This is a genomic window from Holdemania sp. 1001302B_160321_E10 (assembly GCF_015552275.1).
Lineage (GTDB): Bacteria > Bacillota_I > Bacilli_A > Erysipelotrichales > Erysipelotrichaceae > Holdemania.
The window spans coordinates 22,079-41,294 of sequence record NZ_JADNEM010000021.1 but is presented as its reverse complement, the minus strand read 5'-3'; the positions used below and the strand labels follow the sequence as shown (position 1 = coordinate 41,294).

Annotated in this window: 16 protein-coding genes; 2 read left to right on the top strand and 14 right to left on the bottom strand. The window is 54.2% G+C overall.

All coding sequences use genetic code 11. The features are described from left to right. The first annotated feature begins 70 nt into the window (after nucleotides 1–70). Entirely contained in the window at nucleotides 71–1,057 is a 987-nt protein-coding gene (locus tag I2D94_RS12785) for a metallophosphoesterase (protein ID WP_195397156.1), read from the top strand. Nucleotides 1,058–1,270: 213 nt separating this feature from the next. Here the strand turns inward: I2D94_RS12785 and I2D94_RS12780 are convergent, their stop codons facing one another. From I2D94_RS12780 to ltaE, 3 genes are read right to left on the bottom strand one after another with little or no spacing between them, the layout of a single operon-like run. Further along, nucleotides 1,271–3,256: a S9 family peptidase gene (locus tag I2D94_RS12780; RefSeq protein ID WP_195397155.1), complete on the bottom strand. Its 1,986-nt coding sequence runs from the start codon at nucleotides 3,254–3,256 to the stop codon at nucleotides 1,271–1,273. A gap of 3 nt (nucleotides 3,257–3,259) precedes the next feature. Continuing rightward, nucleotides 3,260–4,507, bottom strand: a complete 1,248-nt coding sequence (locus I2D94_RS12775; protein WP_195397154.1) for a Xaa-Pro peptidase family protein — start codon at nucleotides 4,505–4,507, stop codon at nucleotides 3,260–3,262. Further along, entirely contained in the window at nucleotides 4,507–5,535 is a 1,029-nt protein-coding gene (gene ltaE, locus I2D94_RS12770) for a low-specificity L-threonine aldolase (RefSeq protein WP_229056877.1), read from the bottom strand. The genes I2D94_RS12775 and ltaE overlap by 1 nt, the downstream gene beginning before the upstream one ends. A 240-nt stretch (nucleotides 5,536–5,775) precedes the next feature. On the opposite strand from ltaE, the gene I2D94_RS12765 reads away from it, so the two are divergent. Then, nucleotides 5,776–6,864, top strand: a complete 1,089-nt coding sequence (locus I2D94_RS12765) for a metallophosphoesterase (RefSeq protein WP_195397151.1) — start codon at nucleotides 5,776–5,778, stop codon at nucleotides 6,862–6,864. Nucleotides 6,865–7,014: 150 nt separating this feature from the next. Here the strand turns inward: I2D94_RS12765 and I2D94_RS12760 are convergent, their stop codons facing one another. The 11 genes from I2D94_RS12760 to murB form a co-directional block, all read right to left on the bottom strand. Further along, nucleotides 7,015–7,671, bottom strand: a complete 657-nt coding sequence (locus tag I2D94_RS12760) for an HAD family hydrolase (protein ID WP_195397150.1) — start codon at nucleotides 7,669–7,671, stop codon at nucleotides 7,015–7,017. A gap of 80 nt (nucleotides 7,672–7,751) precedes the next feature. Then, entirely contained in the window at nucleotides 7,752–9,128 is a 1,377-nt protein-coding gene (gene gltA / locus I2D94_RS12755) for an NADPH-dependent glutamate synthase (protein WP_195397149.1), read from the bottom strand. Nucleotide 9,129: 1 nt separating this feature from the next. Then, entirely contained in the window at nucleotides 9,130–9,948 is an 819-nt protein-coding gene (locus I2D94_RS12750; RefSeq protein ID WP_195397147.1) for a sulfide/dihydroorotate dehydrogenase-like FAD/NAD-binding protein, read from the bottom strand. A 170-nt stretch (nucleotides 9,949–10,118) separates the two neighbouring features. Continuing rightward, complete coding sequence (locus tag I2D94_RS12745) at nucleotides 10,119–11,387, bottom strand: galactokinase family protein (protein WP_195397146.1); 1,269 nt, start codon at nucleotides 11,385–11,387, stop codon at nucleotides 10,119–10,121. Continuing rightward, nucleotides 11,384–12,403, bottom strand: coding sequence for an aldose epimerase family protein (locus tag I2D94_RS12740; RefSeq protein ID WP_195397145.1), 1,020 nt, complete (start codon nucleotides 12,401–12,403; stop codon nucleotides 11,384–11,386). The genes I2D94_RS12745 and I2D94_RS12740 overlap by 4 nt, the downstream gene beginning before the upstream one ends. 2 nt (nucleotides 12,404–12,405) lie before the next feature. Continuing rightward, nucleotides 12,406–13,086 carry a ribonuclease III gene (gene rnc, locus I2D94_RS12735; protein ID WP_072683306.1) on the bottom strand — a complete coding sequence of 227 codons (681 nt, stop codon included), beginning with the start codon at nucleotides 13,084–13,086 and terminating at the stop codon, nucleotides 12,406–12,408. Nucleotides 13,087–13,128: 42 nt separating this feature from the next. After that, a complete protein-coding gene (gene recG / locus I2D94_RS12730) occupies nucleotides 13,129–15,147 on the bottom strand; it encodes an ATP-dependent DNA helicase RecG (RefSeq protein WP_195397144.1) in 2,019 nt (672 codons plus the stop codon). A gap of 250 nt (nucleotides 15,148–15,397) precedes the next feature. After that, on the bottom strand, nucleotides 15,398–17,026 hold the full coding sequence (locus tag I2D94_RS12725) for a DAK2 domain-containing protein (RefSeq protein ID WP_195397143.1): 1,629 nt from the start codon (nucleotides 17,024–17,026) through the stop codon (nucleotides 15,398–15,400). A 12-nt stretch (nucleotides 17,027–17,038) separates the two neighbouring features. Beyond that, the gene (locus I2D94_RS12720; protein ID WP_072683310.1) at nucleotides 17,039–17,398 is read right to left on the bottom strand and encodes an Asp23/Gls24 family envelope stress response protein; all 360 of its coding nucleotides are present in this window, start codon (nucleotides 17,396–17,398) and stop codon (nucleotides 17,039–17,041) included. 56 nt (nucleotides 17,399–17,454) lie between these two features. Further along, nucleotides 17,455–18,315 (bottom strand): FtsQ-type POTRA domain-containing protein, encoded by an 861-nt coding sequence (locus I2D94_RS12715; protein WP_195397142.1) that lies wholly within the window; start codon nucleotides 18,313–18,315, stop codon nucleotides 17,455–17,457. Continuing rightward, nucleotides 18,312–19,208 (bottom strand): UDP-N-acetylmuramate dehydrogenase, encoded by an 897-nt coding sequence (gene murB, locus I2D94_RS12710; RefSeq protein WP_195397141.1) that lies wholly within the window; start codon nucleotides 19,206–19,208, stop codon nucleotides 18,312–18,314. The genes I2D94_RS12715 and murB overlap by 4 nt, the downstream gene beginning before the upstream one ends. Nucleotides 19,209–19,216: the final 8 nt, after the last annotated feature.

Sequence of the window (19,216 nt, the reverse complement as noted above, 5' to 3'; positions counted from 1 at the left end):
GAATTCCGCTGATTTCGCGATTCTTTTTGAGGGCCGCTTATGATAAAATAGAAGGACGAAAGGAGTTCTCATGAAGAAAATCCTGAAAATAACCTTGATCGTGCTGCTTCTGATCGCTGGCGCGGGCGTGCTTTATTTAGATGCCACGGAAATCGCGCCGAAGCGGGTGCGGATCCGGACGGAAACGATCCGTTCAGAAAAGATTCCGGAAGCCCTGAGCGGTCTTCAGATTTTATTTTTTTCCGATGTGCATTATAACGCCTTTGTCGACGATTCACGGCTGGAAGCGCTGATCGAGAAAATTGACAGCGTCGGCGCGGATGTCATTCTGTTCGGCGGCGACCTGTTCGATCACCCTGCCAACCAATGGCCTGACGATCAGGCGATGGATACGATCCGCAACGCTTTATCGCGGTTGAAAGCGCCGCTGGGAAAATTCGCGGTGCTGGGCAACCATGATCTGGAATCGCAGAGCAGCGGGGAAATGGTCAGCCACTTGTTATTTGAAGCGGGTTTTGAAGTCTTGAACAATCAGTCCGTGAAAATCCGCAACCGCGGCACTCAGTCGATCTCGTTAGTCGGTTTGGAAAGCGAGATGCTGGGCAATCCGGATCCGGAAGCGGCATACCAGAACATCTCTCCGGACAGCTTCACGATCGCCCTGTGCCATACGCCGGATACCGTGCTGCGGCTGCCGCAGGATCAGACGGATTTAATGCTAGCCGGCCACAGCCATGGCGGTCAGGTTTACATTCCGCTGCTGGGTACCTTTTACCGGGCGAATTATGCCGAGATATATTACCGCGGCAAGCATCAGGTTGACGACATTCTTCTTGACGTCAGCAACGGCACCGGCACCACCCGCATGGACGTGCGCCTGTTCTCCCCTGCCGAAATCGTCGTCTACCGTCTGGAACACACCGAACCGAAGCCGACTGCAGCGCCCGACGAGGAACCTGTAAATGACGGCGCGGATTCAGAGGAAAATGGCAGTGATGAAAACCCTGGAGGCGGCGATGTCCCACAGGATCAACCCGTTGAAAATCCAGAGGAATAACAAAAAAAGGAACGCCCTGAAACAACAGGATCAAACCTGTCATGGCGCTCCTTTTTTTATTTCAAAGTCCTGTTTTACCCTATTTCTAAACCCGCAGCATAAAAATCGTCAACCTCGCCTGAAATCTGTGATCCCGCTTCGGACTTGTGCGGGAACACGGAATACAAGAACGATACCGCGCTAAACGGTATCGTCTCATTATTCTTTACTGGTTTATTTTAAATGCGACTGCATCCAGTCGGTGATCTCGTTCAATCTTCTCATCCGGTGCAGCGGTTTGCCGGACCGGCTCAATTCATGGTTTTCGCCCTTGAAATACACGAGCTTGGACTCGACGCCCAGATCGACCAGAGCGGTGTACATCTGCAAGCCTTCCGCCATCGGACAGCGGTAGTCTTCATCCGAATGAATAAACAGCGTCGGCGTCGTGCAGGCGCGCGCATACTTGACTGGGGAATGCCACCACAACTTTTCCGTATCGTCGTAGATATTGCCGCCCTGCTGGTCCGGTCCGAAGGTCATGCCGATATCGGAAACACCGTAGAACGAAATCCAGTTGGCGATGCTGCGCTGGGAGGCCGCGGCCGCAAAGCGCGAAGTATGGCCAATGATCCAGTTGGTCATGAATCCGCCGTAGCTGCCGCCGGTTACGCCGACACGCTGCGCGTCGATCGCCGGGTACTGCTTAAGCACCGCATCTGTGAAATCCATGATGTTGTTGTAATCACAGGTGCCGTATTTGCCGCGCAGATCCGCGAATTCATTATCGCGGCCGTCGGAGCCGATCGGGTTGCAGAAGAAGACAAAATAGCCTTCGTTCGCCCAGACCTGCATCTCATGATAGAAGACCTCGCCATACACTGTCTTCGGTCCGCCATGGATATCCAGGATTGCCGGATAGCGCTTCGTTTCATCATAATCCTTCGGCAGCAGCACCCAGCCGTTGATCGTCGTGCCTTCCGACTCGACGCTTAACCGCTGCGGAACCGCGACATACTTATTCGTTAACACCGCTTCGTTGAAGTCGGAAATCTGAGTGGTCGTCTTGGTTTCCGGATCGTACTCATAGATTTCCTGCAGCTTCTGCCCCAGCATGCCCGCAAACAGAATCTTACCGTCGGCCAGCGCGAAATGATCGACAGAGCCGGTCAGCTCGATCACCGGCTGAATGCAGCCGCAGGCGCCCATCTTATACAAATGTGAGCTGTCCTCGCGTGTCGTCAAGAAATACAGCGCTTTCTCATCCGCCGCAAAACCGCAGCCGCCGCCATAACGGCAGTCGGAGCCGACCGAGGAGCCCATGCTGTACTCGTATGGCGCCCACAGCGTCACATCATGGCTCACTGGATCAAGCTTATAAAGATACGGGTTTTCGTTATTGCCATGGCGGGTTGTCGTCGCAGCCGCCAGCACGATGGCCTCACCGAAAAACGCAGCTTCGTGAATCGAATATTCTTTTTTATCATAAATGCATTCCGTCGTCTTGGCTTTCACGTCATACAGATAGACGGAAGCCTTGTGCTGCGGTCGGCTTGTATATTCCTCGCCGGTATACAGCACCTTGCCCTCCTTCACATCGACATTGCCGGTCATAAACAGCGGTGCGGTAATCGGCGTGCAGGTCTTCGCCTTCGCATCGACGACATACAACGTGTTCCGCAGCTTGTTCGTAAATCCGCCGCCGTTGGACCAGAACGGAATTTCATCGAAAACTTCATAATCGACGTTGTCTTTCTTCGCCTTCAAAACCTGTTCACGCTGTTCTTCGCTCATCGCCGCAAAATCGCCGATCCCGGCATCCGTGCGGGCTTTGATCAGATACAGATCGGCGTCCAGCTTCCAGATCCCGATCGCCTTTAACGGTACCGTAAAGGCCTTGACCGCTTCCCCGCCGGTTAATGAAATCCGGTAATACGCGGTATACGGCTCGCCGGCTTCCGCCTTCTTCTTGTCCTGGCTGTCGCGGCTGGCCGCAAACAGGATCGTCGTTTCATCGTCAAAGATAAAGCTGCTTTCCTTATCCATCGCCGTCAGCTGCGCAAAACCCTGATCCTTGCGGACCCAGATGTTGCTTGTGTAGCCGTTGTTTTTGGGATCCGCCTGCCAGACCGTCACAGCCGCCGCCGTTTTTTCCGGCGATACAGTCAGATTGGATAAAAAGCGGTAGTTGTAAAATTCATCACGTTGAAGTTTGTCCATTGTTTATTCCCCCTTGTTCATGAACATTTCTATTTCTTCCGTCGTATGCGGCAGCTTTTCACTTAAGTTGACCGCCCCGGTTTCGCTGACGAGCACATCGTCCTCGATCCGGATGCCGATCCCCTCCGCTTCCAGGTACAGTCCCGGCTCCACGGTGATCACCATCCCCGCTGCCAGCGGCAGATTCGCAATGTTGACGTCGTGAGTATCCAGACCCAGATGGTGCGACACACTGTGGAAGTAGTAATCCCGCACGGTCATGCCGTGATCCAACAGACCGATCGCGGCGAGCTGTTCGCTGTAAAAATCGACCAGCACCTGGTTCAGCTGCCGCAGCGTGCGTCCCGGCCGGATGGCGGCGATCACCCGCCGCTGACCTTCCAGCACGATATCATAAATCTGTTTCTGGCGCTCTGTGAAATGGCCGTTAGCCGGATAGGTGCGCGTGATATCGGCACAGTAATGACCGACCGCACCGCCCAGGTCGCACAGCACCAGACTGCCATCTTCGATCACTTCGTCATTGCGGCTGTAATGCAGCGTCGTCGCATTAGCGCCCGAAGCGCAGATCGTCGGGAACGCATGCTCGCGCACTCCCTGCTTCATTAATGCGAAGTCAAAGACCCCTTCCAGCTCGGTTTCATTGATGCCCGGCGCGCAATGCCGCATCATCACCTTGACGGCGGTGATCGTCGCTTCCTGCGCCTGCCGCATCAGATTCAGTTCATCCTCGTCCTTGATCATCCGCAGCTGGGCCAGGGACGCGTGGACGTTGATCAGATCGACGCTGGGATAATGCTGCCGCACATGACTGGCAAACCGATAGGCCGGATCGTCCGGTTCCTCCCAGCTCTCCTTCGCCAGATCCAGCCCGACGCTCATGCGGCGGTTGCCGCGGTTCAGCTTCATCTGACGATGGATGAAATCCAGCATTTCCGCATTCGGATACACAGCGTCGACATCGGCCTGCTGCTGCGCTTCCTCCGGTTTCATCCGGCCGCCGACCCAGCGGGCCTGTTCCGGATCAAACGGCTCGATAAACAGCACCGACTGAACGTAATCGCCGTTTTTAATCAGCGCCAGCGTCATCGCTTCCCGATCCAAGCCGGTCAGATAGTAGAAATTGCGGTTGACCGAAAACGGATAGGCCTCGTCCAGCGAACGAACCGGCGCTTTGCCGGAAAAGAATAATGCCAGGGAACCCTGCGGCATCGTCTCCATGACGCGGGTTCGGCGTGTTTTATAGTCCATTACAGTTCCTTTCTGCAGCGGTCGATCGCTGCGGCAATCCGCGGCAGATCCGCGGTCTCAATTCCCCAGTGCGTGACCAGCCGGTAAACGCCGTGATCCGCACCGTTGATTAAAATCCCCTGTTCCTTTAACGCATCGACAAACCGTTCCGGCGCGGCCAGACCATTCAGCGTCAGAAAGACCATATTGATATCCAGCTGATCCTTCGCCACCGCAACGCCGTCCAGCTCCTCCAGCATCGCCGCCAGTGTTTTCGCATTGGCGTGATCCTCGCCCAGCCGCAGGCTCATTTGATTCATCGCGATCAATCCGGCCGCGGCCAGAAATCCCGCCTGACGCAAACCGCCGCCGATCCGCTTGCGGTTGCGCCGCGCGCGGGCGATGAATTCCTTCGTTCCGCATAACATTGAACCGACCGGCGCGCACAGTCCTTTGGACAGGCAGAACGTCACGGAATCCGCACAGGCAGCCAGCTCTGCCGCATTAACGCCCAGCGCCGTCGCTGCGTTAAACAATCGTGCGCCGTCCAGATGGACGTTGAGTCCGGCTTCCTTCGCCGCGGCATAATCCTGCCGCATGATCTCCAACGGCACCACTGTGCCGTTGGACAACGCGTTTTCCAGACAGAGCAGCGTTGTCGGCGGTTCGTGAATGTCATCCGACCGGATCGCCTGACGGATATCGTCTGGATAAATCCGGTCGTCCGGGTTGTCGATCGTCCGCCCCATACATTGACAGATTTGAGCGAGATGGCCGACTTCATGGGTGATGATGTGGCTCCGCGCTCCGAGGATCACTTCATCCCCACGCTGGGTCTGCGACTGAACACCTAACAGATTCCCCATCGTTCCGCTGGAAACAAACAATGCCGCTTCCTTGCCTAAACGCTCGGCAGCCTGACGCTCCAGCTCGTTGACCGTCGGATCGTCGCCATACACATCGTCGCCGACCAGTGCGGAAGCGATCGCTTCCCGCATCTCAGGCGTCGGCTGCGTAACCGTGTCGCTGCGCAAATCGAGTATTTTCATGATTTCAACTCCAATTCTGATTTTCATTATAGAAAAAAACGCAGGTCTTTTAAAGTCTTTTCCCCAGTTTCCTGGACTTCTTGATGATCTTTTTTCAATTTCTTCCTGAAACAATTTTCATTCAGTTGATTCTCTCAAGTTAGTCCCGGTCTTCTTTGAAGCCGGTTTTCGTAATTCTTTATTTTTTCTGACGCTGATTTTTCGTTTTCTCTGGTATCCTAATGAATAGGAAGTGAGACTATGTTGCTTAAATTGATATTAATTCTGGTCTTGGCCGGAATTCTGGCGGGTCTGGCCGCTCAGCAGCATCTGCTCGAGCGCAGTCATGTTGCATCCGGCATTCGTAAAAAAATCCAGATTTTTGACGGAATCGCGGTGCTGATATTCATCGTCCGGTTCATGCCCTTACCGCTGGGCTCTACACAATTCGTTCAGGCCCTGGCCTTGGGCATGTTAGTTTTCCTGGCAGTTTCCACGCTGCTTCTGCTGCTTTTTCAGCTGCGGCCCACCGGCACGCGAACCTGGCTGCTCTGCTGGCTGAGTCTCAGCGTCCTGCTGAGCGGCGGAATCAGCGTCACAGGATGGCGGCAGGCGCATACGCTTGCCGTTCACGATACCCAGCTCACGCTGAGCTCACGGTTTCCGCATGACGAACTGCAGTTCACCGTAATCTCGGATTTGCATTTGGGAACCTCCGTCAACACGAAGGAAATCAACTCCTTAATCCGCATCCTGGAACAAACGCCGGAGCAGCCGGTGATCATCGCCGGCGATCTGTTCGACGAATACACAACGCCGCAACAGCTGCAGCAATTCCTCGACGCCGTCAATCATTCTCAACTGGAAATGGTTTATATGGCGGCAGGCAATCACGAATACCACCAACGCCGCTATGAAGCGTATTTCCAACAAATTCAGGCCAGCCGGATCGTGCTGCTTCGCGATCAAACCATCGCGATTGACGAGCATCTTCAGCTGTTATTCCGTCAGGACCGCTCACAGCCGCGCCTGGCGTTAAACGATTTGATCGGCAAGTCGAACGCCGACTGGATCGTCGTCGATCATCAGCCCAAGCTGAAAGAGAAAAACCCGGCCGTGCTTTTACAGGTTTCCGGCCATACCCATGCAGGACAGGTCGCGCCGTTCGCACTGGTAGTCAGACTGGCTTATCCGTGCGTCGCCGGCCGCTGCGACACCCAGCCGCAAGCACTGGTCACCAGCGGTATGGGCGCCTGGGGATTACCGTTCCGCCTCGGTACCGAGAGTGAAATTCTGCGGGTCACGCTGCATTTTCAGGTACAATCAGGAATTCCTGCCGATAATACCTGAAGGTATGCGCCTTCTTCTTTTTGACGAATGTTCCTGAATTTAGTCAATCCTGCTCAGATTCCCTTCTAGGCAGTTTTTTTATGATCCATGAGGTTGTTTCTCTCTCATTCACAAAAATAATCGTCAAGGCTATTCACGATTCTTCTCCAGTCAGACACTTTCGATCATCGTCAGGATTTCCGAACTTCCCCGCAGCAGTGCGCGAGGCTGATAAGGTTGAAAGGCCTCCGCCGGCGTTGTGCCGGTCAGCACAGCCGCAAATGCAACTCCAGCCTGGCGAGCCGCCAACGCATCGACGACACTGTCGCCCACATACAGCGTTGTTTCGGGTGTACTTTTCAACCGCTGCATCGCCAGAAGAATCCCCTGCGGATCCGGTTTCGACTGGTTTACGTCCTCCGCGCCCACGATCGCATTGATCAGCTCAGCAGCGCCAAAGCGGACTAAAATCTGATCGATTCGGTAATGATATTTCGTTGTGACGATCCCCGTGCGGATTTGACGCGATTGCAGCTTCTCCAACATTTCTCTGACGCCTGGGTACAGATCCGTCTGCCCCACCATCACCGCGTCGGCCTTCGCTCTAAAAAGCTGTGTGAAACGAGCGGCCTGCTTCAAGTCAGGACATCCGGTTAACCGGATGAACATCTCGTTCAGCGATAACCCGATCGTCTGGCGAATGTCTTTCGGTTTCGGCAGGGGATAGTTCAGAGCCGTCAGTGCAGCGTTGACGCTCATCACAATTCCACGGCTGGAATCGCCCAGCGTATAATCAAAATCAAAAAGCATTGTTCGATAAGGAAGCATTTTGTTTCCTCCTTGCTTGTTTTAAAAAATGAGAAAAGCTGCGCTTCTCTCAACCTGCGCAGCTCTCCAAGACTTTTGTATTACGCTTTATTCGGCGTCAGCGCCTTGATGATCGAGGCGGCCGCTTTCTTCCCCGCGCCTAACGCCAGGATGACCGTTGCCGCGCCGCTGACCGCGTCGCCGCCAGCGTAGACGTTCTTCATGGTTGTTTCCTGTTCTTCGTTCACAACCAGACACCCGCGGGCATTGGTCTGTAAACGAGGTTCACTGCGGACAAGCAGCGGATTGCTGGATGTGCCTAAAGCCATGATCACGCAGTCGCAGACCAAATCGATCATTTCTCCGGTCGGTACCGGTGAACGCCGGCCGCGCTCATCCGGTTCGCCCAGCTCCATCTTCTCCAGCTTCACGCCTTTGACGAAGCCTTTCTCATCCTTGTAGATTTCAACCGGATTGTGCAGCGTCATAAACGTGATGTCCTCGTCCATCGCATGTTCGACTTCTTCCTTGCGCGCCGGCATTTCCGCCAGCGACCGGCGGTAGACGATTGTGACTTTCTTCCCCAGCCGGCGGGCGCAGCGTGCGGCATCCATCGCGACGTTGCCGCCGCCCACGACGATCGTGTGATTGCTTTGATAATACGGCGTCAGATGATCCTCGCGATAAGCCTTCATCAGATTGACGCGGGTCAGCACTTCGTTAGCGCTGAAGACCCCGGCCGCTGTTTCTCCCGGAATGCCCATGAACTTCGGCAGACCGGCGCCGCTGCCGATAAAGACCGCCTGGAAGCCTTCGTCTTCCAACTCCTGCATCGTCAAGGTCTTGCCGATAATGACGTTGGTTTCAATCGCAACGCCCAGGTGTTTCAGTTGATCGAGCTGTTCGTCGACGATTCGCTTCGGCAGACGAAATTCCGGAATACCGTAGCGCAAGACGCCGCCCGCCTCATGCAAAGCTTCATAGATCGTCACCGCAAAACCTTCCTTCGCCAAATCCGCCGCACAGGCCAGTCCGGCCGGACCGGAGCCGACAATCGCAACCTTCATTCCGTTGGGCTGCGGCTTTTCCGGATAGACTGGCGTGTGATGATCGGCGACATAGCGTTCCAGCCGGCCGATCGCCACGGCTTCCCCGCGGATTCCGCGGACACAGTTCTTTTCACACTGGTTTTCCTGCGGACAGACGCGCCCGCAGATTGTCGGGAAACTGTTGGTCTTGGTAATGATGCCGTAAGCCTCGTCGATCTTGCCCTGCTTCAGCGCCTGAATAAAATCCGGAATCATGACGGAAACCGGGCAGCCCGCTGTGCATGGATGATTGACGCAGTGCAGACAACGATCTGCCTCGTTGATCATCTGTTCCTCAGTATAACCTAACGCAACTTCCTCAAAGTTTGTAATCCGCACCAGGCCCTCCTGCAAAGGCATCGGCGTTTTTTCATTCTGCATATTCGGCATGTTATTTCGCCTCCTCAAGATGACAGCGATGATCTTCCATATACGTGCGGTTACGCTGCATTAGCTCGTCGAAATCAACCTGATGGCCGTCGAAATCCGGGCCGTCGACACAGGCGAACTTCACCTTGCCGCCAACGGTGACGCGGCATCCGCCGCACATGCCGGTGCCGTCGATCATGATCGGATTCAGGCTGACCAGCGTCTTGATGCCGGCCGCTTCCGTCACCTTGCAAACCATCTTCATCATGATGATCGGTCCGATTGCGATGACTAAATCATATTTCTTTCCCTGTTCCAGCTTTTCTTTCAGCGCATCGGTGACAAAGCCCTGCTTTCCGGTGCTGCCGTCGTCGCTGATCAGCGTAAACTCGTCCGCGATCGCCGCCATTTCCTCTTTTAAAATAACCAGCGATTCATTTTTGAAGCCGGCGATCAAATCGACATGCGCGCCCCGCTGGTGGCAGGCTTTCGCACTTGGATACGCGATCGCGCAGCCGACGCCGCCGCCGATCACGCAGATATTCTGTGCTTCGCCAAAATCAGTAGCCTGGCCTAATGGCCCGACGACATCGCGAATCGAATCACCGGTCTTTAAGGCACACAGCCGCTTCGTCGATTCGCCCGCGGCTTGTACGATCACGGTGATCGTGCCCTCCTGCGGATCGGAATCCGCAATCGTTAACGGGATCCTTTCTGCTTTTTCATCTTGATGAAGAATCACAAACTGTCCTGGCTGAACCTTCTTCGCGATCCGCTCTGCTTTTAACTTCAGCAACGTGATCTGCGGGTTCAGGACACGAGCTTCTAAAATTTCAACCATGTTCTCTCATCCTTTCTGCAATCCCTTTCATAAATTAAGTATATAGCGAACACCTTGTGAATTCAACAAGTTAAATTAATTTCATTATTCACAATCTCCATTAACAGGAAAGTGTCTGAATTCTGATGCTTTCTGCTTGACAAAACAAAAAAAGAACCTTTACGGTTCTTTTAAATCAGCCGGACTCCGCCTTCCGGACGGATGGATAAAACATGACAGCTGCCTGCGCCGAAGCAGTCGTCCATAACCTTCTGATAGGTTTCCAGCAGCGCTAACGGCACAAACGCCTGAATCGTTCCCGCCAGACCGCCGCCGTGGACGCGCCAGGCGCCATGCCCCTTCAGCACATTTTCCGACAGGGCTAACGCCAGGGCCAGCGATTGATGTCGGATATCGCTCGGGCTGGTTACATTTTGAAGATACATGAAACTGGAATGACCAGATTCGATCACCAGTTCAAAGAAACGCTTCAGATCGTGATCCTTCAGCGCCTGCACCTGCAGCGGCACCCGCGCGTCTTCCTCAAAGAAATGAATCGCCCGCAGAATTGCACGATCGTTCTGAACCTTCTCCCGCACCTCGCGCAGCCGGCGGTAGAACTCAGCCGGCTCCACCTGACGCAGCACCTCGGCGCCGAAATACGCGGCAACCTGACGCATTTCCGAAGGCATCAGACCGTATTCATCCGACAGGTCGGCGTGATCCTGGCGCGTATCGACCAGACACAGCGCGATCTGACTGTGATTGAAATCAAAATCAACCTGTTCCACAAGCACATTCTGCGGATCCTTGAAATCAATCGTCACAAAATTGCCGACGGAACAAGCCATCTGGTCGAGCAGCCCGCTCGGCTTGCCAAAATACACGTTTTCTGCATACTGACCGATCTTGGCGATTTCCTGCGCGGAAACCTGTCCGTCATTATACAAATGCGATAAAATCGTGCCGACCAGCACTTCAAAAGCAGCGGAGGAAGAAATTCCCGAGCCTTTCAGCACCGTACTGTTGGAAACGGCCTGAAATCCGCCGATCTTGTAGCCGCGCTGGACAAATCCGGCCAGCACGCCGCGGATCAGTGCTTCCGAGGTGTTTTTTTCTTCCGGATGGACAAACAGATCCGCTAACGACACTGGTTTGATCTCAAAGCCTTCCGAGTAAAAGACGACCTCGCCTTCCCGCCTGCCGGCCGCCGCTGCCGCATCCATATTGACGCTGGCTGCCAAAACGCGGCCATGTTGGTGGTCGGTATGGTTGCCGCCGACCTCGGTTCGTCCCGGAGCCGAAAACAAAGCGCAGTCCGTATTTCCAAACGCTCTTTCGTAATCGTCGATCAACTGGCCATAGCGTGCGATCTGACGCTCCGCCTGTCCCTCTCCATACAGACTGGTGATCCGCGGCCGCTGTTCATTTAACGCCGCTTTAAGCTCTGTCTTGTTCATGCCTGATCCTCCTGATCAAATTCAAATGCCGTGCAATGCTCCATCGTTTCACCCGGGTTCAGAATGCAGGAAATCTTCGATGGATCATTGACGCTGTTGGGATAATACTGCGTTTCAAAACAAACTGCGCAATGCGGCGTATACCGCACCCCGCCGCGGCCAACCTCGCTGTTTAAGAAGTTGGCGGTGTAGACATGCATGTCCGGCATATCGCTCAGCACCCGCATCGTCAGTCCGCCTTTGATCAGGCTGGCGACCGGTCGGAAGCCAACGCCGTTGAGCACATAATTATGATCCAGTCCGCCGGCGATTTCCAGCTGGCTGTGATGTTGGTTTAAGACCTCGGTCAGTTTTTTCGGCTGGCGCAGATCGAAGGCCGTGCCTTCGACCTCCAGCGTTTCCGGACGCGTGCAGCCATTGGGATCAAGCAAACCGATTTCATCGGCGTCCACCTGAATCCAATGTTCGTCTAACGACGGAATCTGTCCGTTCAGCGAGAAATACGCGTGATTGGTCAGCGATACCGGCGTCGCGGCGGTCGTACGGGTGCGTGTCGTAATCGACAGCCGGTTGCCTGCCAGAGCATAGGTCACCGTGACCGTCAGCTCACCGGGAAAGCCTTCGTCGCCCGCCGGCGATACCAGCTCCAGCGTGACCGTCTGGGAAGTATGTTCCCGCACCGTCCACAGCTTCGCGTCAAACCCTTCCTGACCACCGTGCAGCGTATTGCCTTTATCGTTGCGGTAAAGCGTGTAAACCTGTCCATCGAGCGTGAACTGCCCGTCCTTAATGCGGTTGGCGACACGTCCGATCATTGCGCCCATGTATTTGACGGATTGCTGATAACCGCCGACCCGATCGAAGCCCAGCACCGCGTCCAGCTGTGCGTCCTTGATCCACAATGAAACCAGCGTGGCGCCGTAATCGCTGACGCGCACCCGCAGCTTATCGTTTTCAATTTCTAACCACTGCGCAGACCGGCCGTCCTGCAGCGTTCCGAAGTTTCCCTTGTTCATCTTCACAGCACCATCTTTTCAAACGCGTTCTGAGCGGCTTTTTGTTCCGCCTTTTTCTTGGAGTTGCCCTTGCCTGTGCCCAGAATAATCCCGTCCAGTTTAACCTGCACTTCAAACTCCGGTTTATTGGAAGGCCCCGTCGTATTGATGACTTCATAGGTCACGGTTTTGCGGGAATCCGATTGGACATATTCCTGCAGCTTCGTCTTATAATCGACGATGATCGGCTCCTCCGGATGGCTTAAATGCGGCACGATTACCTCGGTCAGGATATTGTCAATCGGTCCCATCCCGCCATCCTCATACAGTGCGCCCAGCATCGCTTCAAACATATCGGCGATAATCGAATCGCGCTCGCGGCCGCCGGTTTTTTCCTCGCCCACGCCCAGCTTCAAGAAGGAATTCAGCTGCAGCTGCCGGGCATAGATCGCCAACGCCTCCTCGCACACCAGCTGCGCGCGGAAGGTCGTCATGTGCCCTTCATCCAGCGGCGGATCCAGGCGGAACAATTTATCCGAAACCCACAGCTGCAGCACCGCATCGCCCATGAATTCCAGGCGCTCGTTATCATGTTTCAGCTGCTTATGTTCATTGACATACGAGGAATGAACAAAAGCCTGCTCAATCAACCGGCTGTCTTTGCAATGAATTCCTCGTGCTTCAAGCCATTCGCATATTTTCATTTTTTTCTTCCTTTCTGATTCTCTTATTTTATTATATCGTGATTAATCCATATAAGAAATAGCGGATTCATTTTCTTTCCGGATTTTAGTTAACAACGGCTGAAACTCCGCGTTGTCTGGATCGTTCAGAATTCGCACCGCGTCCTGACGGGCAGTCTGGATGATTCTGGTATCGGCGACCAGATCGCCTAAAATCAATCCCGGCACCCCGCTTTGACGGGTACCCAGCAGCTCGCCTGGTCCGCGTTGTTCCAGATCCTTCATCGCGATCTCGAAACCGTCCGTCGTCTGTTCCATGATTTTCAAACGGGCCAGACTTTCCGGATCCTTACTTGCGGTCAATAAAAAACAATAGCCCTGCCGGCGTCCGCGGCCAACCCGGCCGCGCAGCTGATGGAGCTGCGACAAACCGAAGCGGTGCGCGTCGTAAATCACCATGCAGCAGGCGTTAACGACGTTGACGCCGACCTCGATGACCGTCGTCGACACTAAGATCTGCGTCTTATTGGCCTCAAAATCATGCATCGCCTGTTCCTTTTCCTCGCTGCTCATGCGCCCATGCATCAGGCCCAGCTTGGCCTTGCCTGAAAAGGCTTCGCTTAAGCTTTCAAAAATATCGAGCACGTTGCGGCCATCGAAGTTTTCATTTTCCTCGATCGCGCTGCAGACGATGTAAATCTGACCGCCCTGCTCCAGCTGGTCCAACAGCTGCGGCATGATCGTGCGCAGGCTGTTTTCCTCCACTAACCGAGTCTGAATCGGTTTGCGGCCCGGCGGCATCGTCATGATCGTCGAGATATCCATGTCGCCGTAGAGCGTCGCGGCCAGCGTCCGCGGGATCGGCGTCGCGCTCATCAACAGAAAGTCGACCTTCTCGCCCTTTTCCTTTAACGCGCGGCGTTGTTCCACGCCGAAGCGGTGCTGCTCGTCGGCGACGACCAGCCCCAGTTTGGCAAACTCCACTTCTTTTTGAAAGAGTGCGTGCGTGCCGGCGACCAGATTCAGCGTTCCGTCCTTCATCGCCTGCAGCACTTCTTTTTTCTTTGCCGAAGGCAGCGACGAACAAAGCACGTCGATCTTGATCGGCAGACCGGCGAAAAGCTTCTTTAAGGAAACGGCATGCTGACGGGCAAGGATTTCCGTTGGGGCCATGATCGCGCCCTGATGGCCGCTGAGCACGCAGGCATACAAAGCCAGCGAAGCGACCAGGGTTTTGCCGCAGCCGACGTCGCCCTGGATTAACCGATACATGATTTTATCGCTGCCCATGTCGGCCAGAATATCCCGCACCGCTTTGAACTGATCCGGGGTCATCGCGAACGAGAGGTGATTGGCCAGCGCGTACACCTGTTCAGCGTCGAATTGCTTGGCTTTCTTCGTCACGGTTTCGGTCTGTTGCCGGTGGATCATCTCCAGTACAAGATGAAATTTCAGAAACTCCTCATATTTCAGCGTCCGCGTGGCCTGGTAGACCTCATCCATGGAGCGTGGAAAATGCAGGCAGCGCAGCGCCGTCTTTTTCGGCAGCAGGCGGTATTGTGCCTGAAGCGAGAGCGGTACGAGCTCTTCAATATGTGATTGAGCGGTGATGAAGGTTTTTTTGATAATTTCCTGCATCATCTTCTGCGTCATGCCTTCCTTTAAAGGATAGACCGGCGTGACGCCCAACTGTTCCTGCAGCGGCTGCGAGTTATACGTCGAAGCTGTAATCTTGTTTCCGCCCTGGTAATAGCCGATCACCGTCACGCGCTGGCCCACCGTCAGATTACTGGCCCAGGGGCGGTTGAATATCGTGATCTCAAAGCTATCGTCGTTATTTTCCAGCTGGAACTTCGTCATTGTCTTGCCGCCGCGAATCCGCATCGTCCGCGCCGGCCGCACAATCTGCCCTTCCAGAATAACCTCACTTTTCACCTGCCATTGATCATAAGGAATCACCTCACGGCTTTGATAGCGCAGCGGCACGCACATCAGAATCGCGTCGCTGTCGGTCAGTCCCATTTTTTCCAACAGCTCGGTCCGCTTCGGGGTCATTTTCAACTGTTTTAACGTCAGCGCCATCGGTTCTTCCTCCTTTCAAACAAGAATAGCTTTATTATACCTTATTTTTCAAGTCAGCGCCAAGCGAACTTGAAAATCTCCGGTAGAGATCTCTGCTTTTGCGTTTGATTTATGCCCATGGCAGAATCCGGATTTTCATTCGCAGACAAAACAAAAACGGAATGCAGAGATTTTCCGCATTCCGTCGATTTTCTGTTTCTGTCAAGTTTAAACTTCAGACCTGCAATATTTACAATATTGTCCCTTTGACTTATTCGACGCCGAAGATAAACGAGTAGACAGGCTGACCTCCGGCCTGGATATCCGTTTCCACGCCGAACTGATCTTCGATGTACCGGGCGATCTGGGACGTTTCTTCCTCGCTGGCGTCTTCGCCCGCAAGCACCGTCACGATCTCCGAATCCCCGTCGATCAGGCTGTCCAGTAACCGCAGGCACGCGTCCATTTTATTCGGCGTTGAAATCACGATCGACTTCTCAGCGATGCCCATGTAATCCCCGGCTACGATCTCCATGCCGTCGAAGGTTGTATCCTTGATCGCATAGGTGATCTGCCCCGTTTTGACATGCTGCAGCGCGGCTGTCATTTCCGCTTCGTTTTCTTCCGCGGAGACTTCCGGATTGAACATGATGCAGGCGGATAAGCCCTGTGGGATCGATTTTGTCTGCAGAACCCGGATATCCTGGTCTTCCATCACTGCCGCGGCCTGCTGCGCCGCCAGGATGATGTTGGAGTTATTCGGCAGGATGAAGATATGCTTCGCCTTGACCTTCTTGATCGCCGCGACAAAATCCTCAGTCGACGGATTCATCGTCTGCCCGCCGGAAATCACGACGTCGACGCGGTATTCCTCAAACAGCTTCTTCAAGCCGTCCCCGGCCGCAACCGCAATCAGAGCGTAATCTTTTTCTTCCACCGGGGCTTCCGCTTTTTCCGGCAGCGATTCGTTCATGATCGTGTTGTGCTGTTCCTGCATGTTTTCAATTTTCAGTTTGACGAATTCGCCATAGCGCTGCGCATAGTTCAGCGCGTCGCCCGGGGTCAGGGTATGCACGTGCACCTTGACCAGATCGTCATCCTGAACGACAACGATCGATTCGCCCAAGCGGGCCAGCGCCTTCTTCATCTTATCTTCGGTGAATGTGACCTGTCCCTGCTCGCTTAAACGCAGAATAAATTCCGTGCAGTAGCCGAATTCTTCATTTTCCAGCTCCATCGCCGCTTTAGCGGTGGTGCTTTCCTTTTCTTCCATGACGAACGGATGACCATCCATCGCCGCCTTAAAGCCTTCTAAAATGACGACCAACCCGGTTCCGCCGCTGTCGACAACGCCGACTTCCTTTAATACTGGAAGCAGTTCCGGCGTATTGGCCAGTGAAATCCGCGATTCATCGAGAATGCAGTTAAACACATCGTCGATCGTCGCTTCCGGATGTTCCTTCATGTATTGCTCACCGGCCGCGCTGGCTTCGCGAACAACCGTTAAAATCGTTCCTTCCACCGGGCGCATAACCGCCTTGTAGGCAACCTTGCTGCCGTTGACGAACGCCGCCGCCAAATCCGCCGGAGTCAGCTCGCTCTTACCTTCAATCGACTGGTAAAAACCTCTGAAAATCTGCGACAGAATGACGCCGGAATTTCCCCGCGCTCCCATCAACAGCCCCTTCGACAAGGTCTTCGCCAACAAGCTGAGATCCTCAGTGCACGCCTGCATCGCTTCCTTCACGCCCGAGGTGAACGTCATCGACATGTTCGTGCCGGTGTCGCCGTCCGGGACTGGGAAAACATTCAGCGCATCAATCGCGTCGTGGCGGTTGCTCAAATGAGCCGCTCCGCTGAGCAGCATCTCTTTAAAATCCGTTCCGTTAATTCTATTCATGATACCCTCCGATTAACCAATAACCCGGACACCCTGCACATAGACATTGACGGCCGCAAAATCCTGCTCCAGAGTTTTCTCAAGGACATACTTCACTTTCTTCTGTACTTCACTGACGACTTCGGACACCTTAACGCCGAAACCGATGACGATATATAGATCCAGTTCCATTCCCCTGTCGGTCTTTCTGACGACAACCCCGCGGGAATAGTTTTCTTTTTTCAATAATTCAGCCCAGCCATCCTTCACTAACTTCTGGGAAGCCATCCCGACGACGCCGTAGCATTCGCTTACGACACCTCCGGCCAACGTTGCGATCGCTTCCTGCGAGATGTTGATATTTCCGTAGCTGGTTACCCGTTCTATGGACATGAACGATTCCTCCTTCGCTTTATTTATTATATCAAACTATTTGTACTTTTCAAATTTTACTCGGTTTCTGCGCCGTTTGTGTCAGAATTTTCATCTGATTCCCCCTCTGCGGGCGCGTTGGGATCCGCTTCGCCCGGACACAGCTGGGTGTAGGCGGACTTGGACATTTCATCGACGTAGATGCACGAGTTCGGCTTGTTGAGATTGGAAACGATGCTGTTGTACTCGCTGAGCACGTCCATCGAATAGTAGCTGGAAAAAAACTGGTTGCCGTCGTGCATGATCAGCCGGATCATGTTGGGATCGTAGGAAACCTCATATTGCTGGATCTCTGAAATCAGCGAAATCATCGCTGCGGGCACATGCCGGAACGCCATCGCCAGATCGGCGCTCTGTTCCTCGCTTTGAAAGCCGACGATCAGCGGAATCCTTGCGATCAGGCCGGTCATCCGTTCATCCATCTTGACGACGGTTCCGTCCTTGAATAAAATTTCCGGTTCTTCGATGTAGCGGTAGCCGACCGGCTCCCGTTCTTCAATTTCAATCACGATCTGGTTGTTGCGTTCATGCCGCACTGAAGCCGAGACGATCAGCGGGTACTGTTGCAGGGCATTTTTCACCTGCGGTGCAAATACCGTCAGCCAGCGCGTTTGGGCTGTGATTCCCGCCAGCTCCAGCACATCGGCACGACTTAGACTGACGTTGCCCTTAACGCTGACGGTTTTGATTAGCGAAGCGTCGCTTGAATAATACGCCAGTCCCATCACGATTAACGCGCAGAGTAACGACGCCTTGAACAGCCGGCGTTTCTGATGGCGAAAGTTTTTTTGTTCGGCCTGACGCCGCCGTTGTTCGATCAACAGATCAACCGAGTTTTTGTTTTCGTCCGGTTTGACCGGCGATGGTTTGCGGATCACCAGTTAAACTTCTCCACTTCCAGAATCAGTTCCTCGCCATATTGACGACGCACCTGTTCCTGAATTTCCTCGACCAGTTCAATAAAATCCCGGGCCTTTCCCTGTTGATCGTTGACGATGAAATTGACGTGCTTCTCGCTGACGGAAACCCCGCCGACACGGCGGCCGCGGTAGCCCAGCTCGTCGATCATCTGCCAGGCCTGGCGACCCTTGGGATTGCGGAACACGCTGCCGGCGCTCGGCTTATCCAACGGCTGCGATTCCATCCGCCGCTGACGCCGGCGGTCCATCAGATCGCGGATCTCCGTCTGATCCTGTTTTGTCAAATGAAACCGGACGGCCAGAATCACCCAGTCGGGATGACTTTGGAAAATCGAAGTCCGATAGCCAAAGCCGCACTCAGCAGGACTTAACCATTCGCAGCGTCCCTGCCGCAGCACGAACACCTCGCTGACGACCTCGGCCATGCAGCTCTTGTACGCGCCGGCGTTCATAAACGCCGCGCCCCCGACCGTGCCGGGAATGCCGCTGGCAAATTCCAGTCCGGACAGCGAATGTTTCATCGCTTCATACGACAAAGCGATAATCGAACAGCCGGCCTCCGCCACTACCGTCTGGCCGTCGAAATAAAAGTCGCCGTGATAGCGGTCAAGCTTGAGTATCACGCCTTCGTAATCGTTGTCGGAGCATAACAAATTGCTCCCCTTGCCGAAGATTTTATACGGAATCCCCTGCTTGGCTAACAGCCGCAGTACCTGCGTCAGCGCCAGCATTGTCTTGGGATAGACGACCGCACGGGCATTGCCGCCGATGCGCAGTGTCGTCAGCGTCGACATCGGAACATTTTCCGTCACATCGCCATAGCACCGCAGTCTTTCCAAGCTGTTTCTCATTGTTAGAA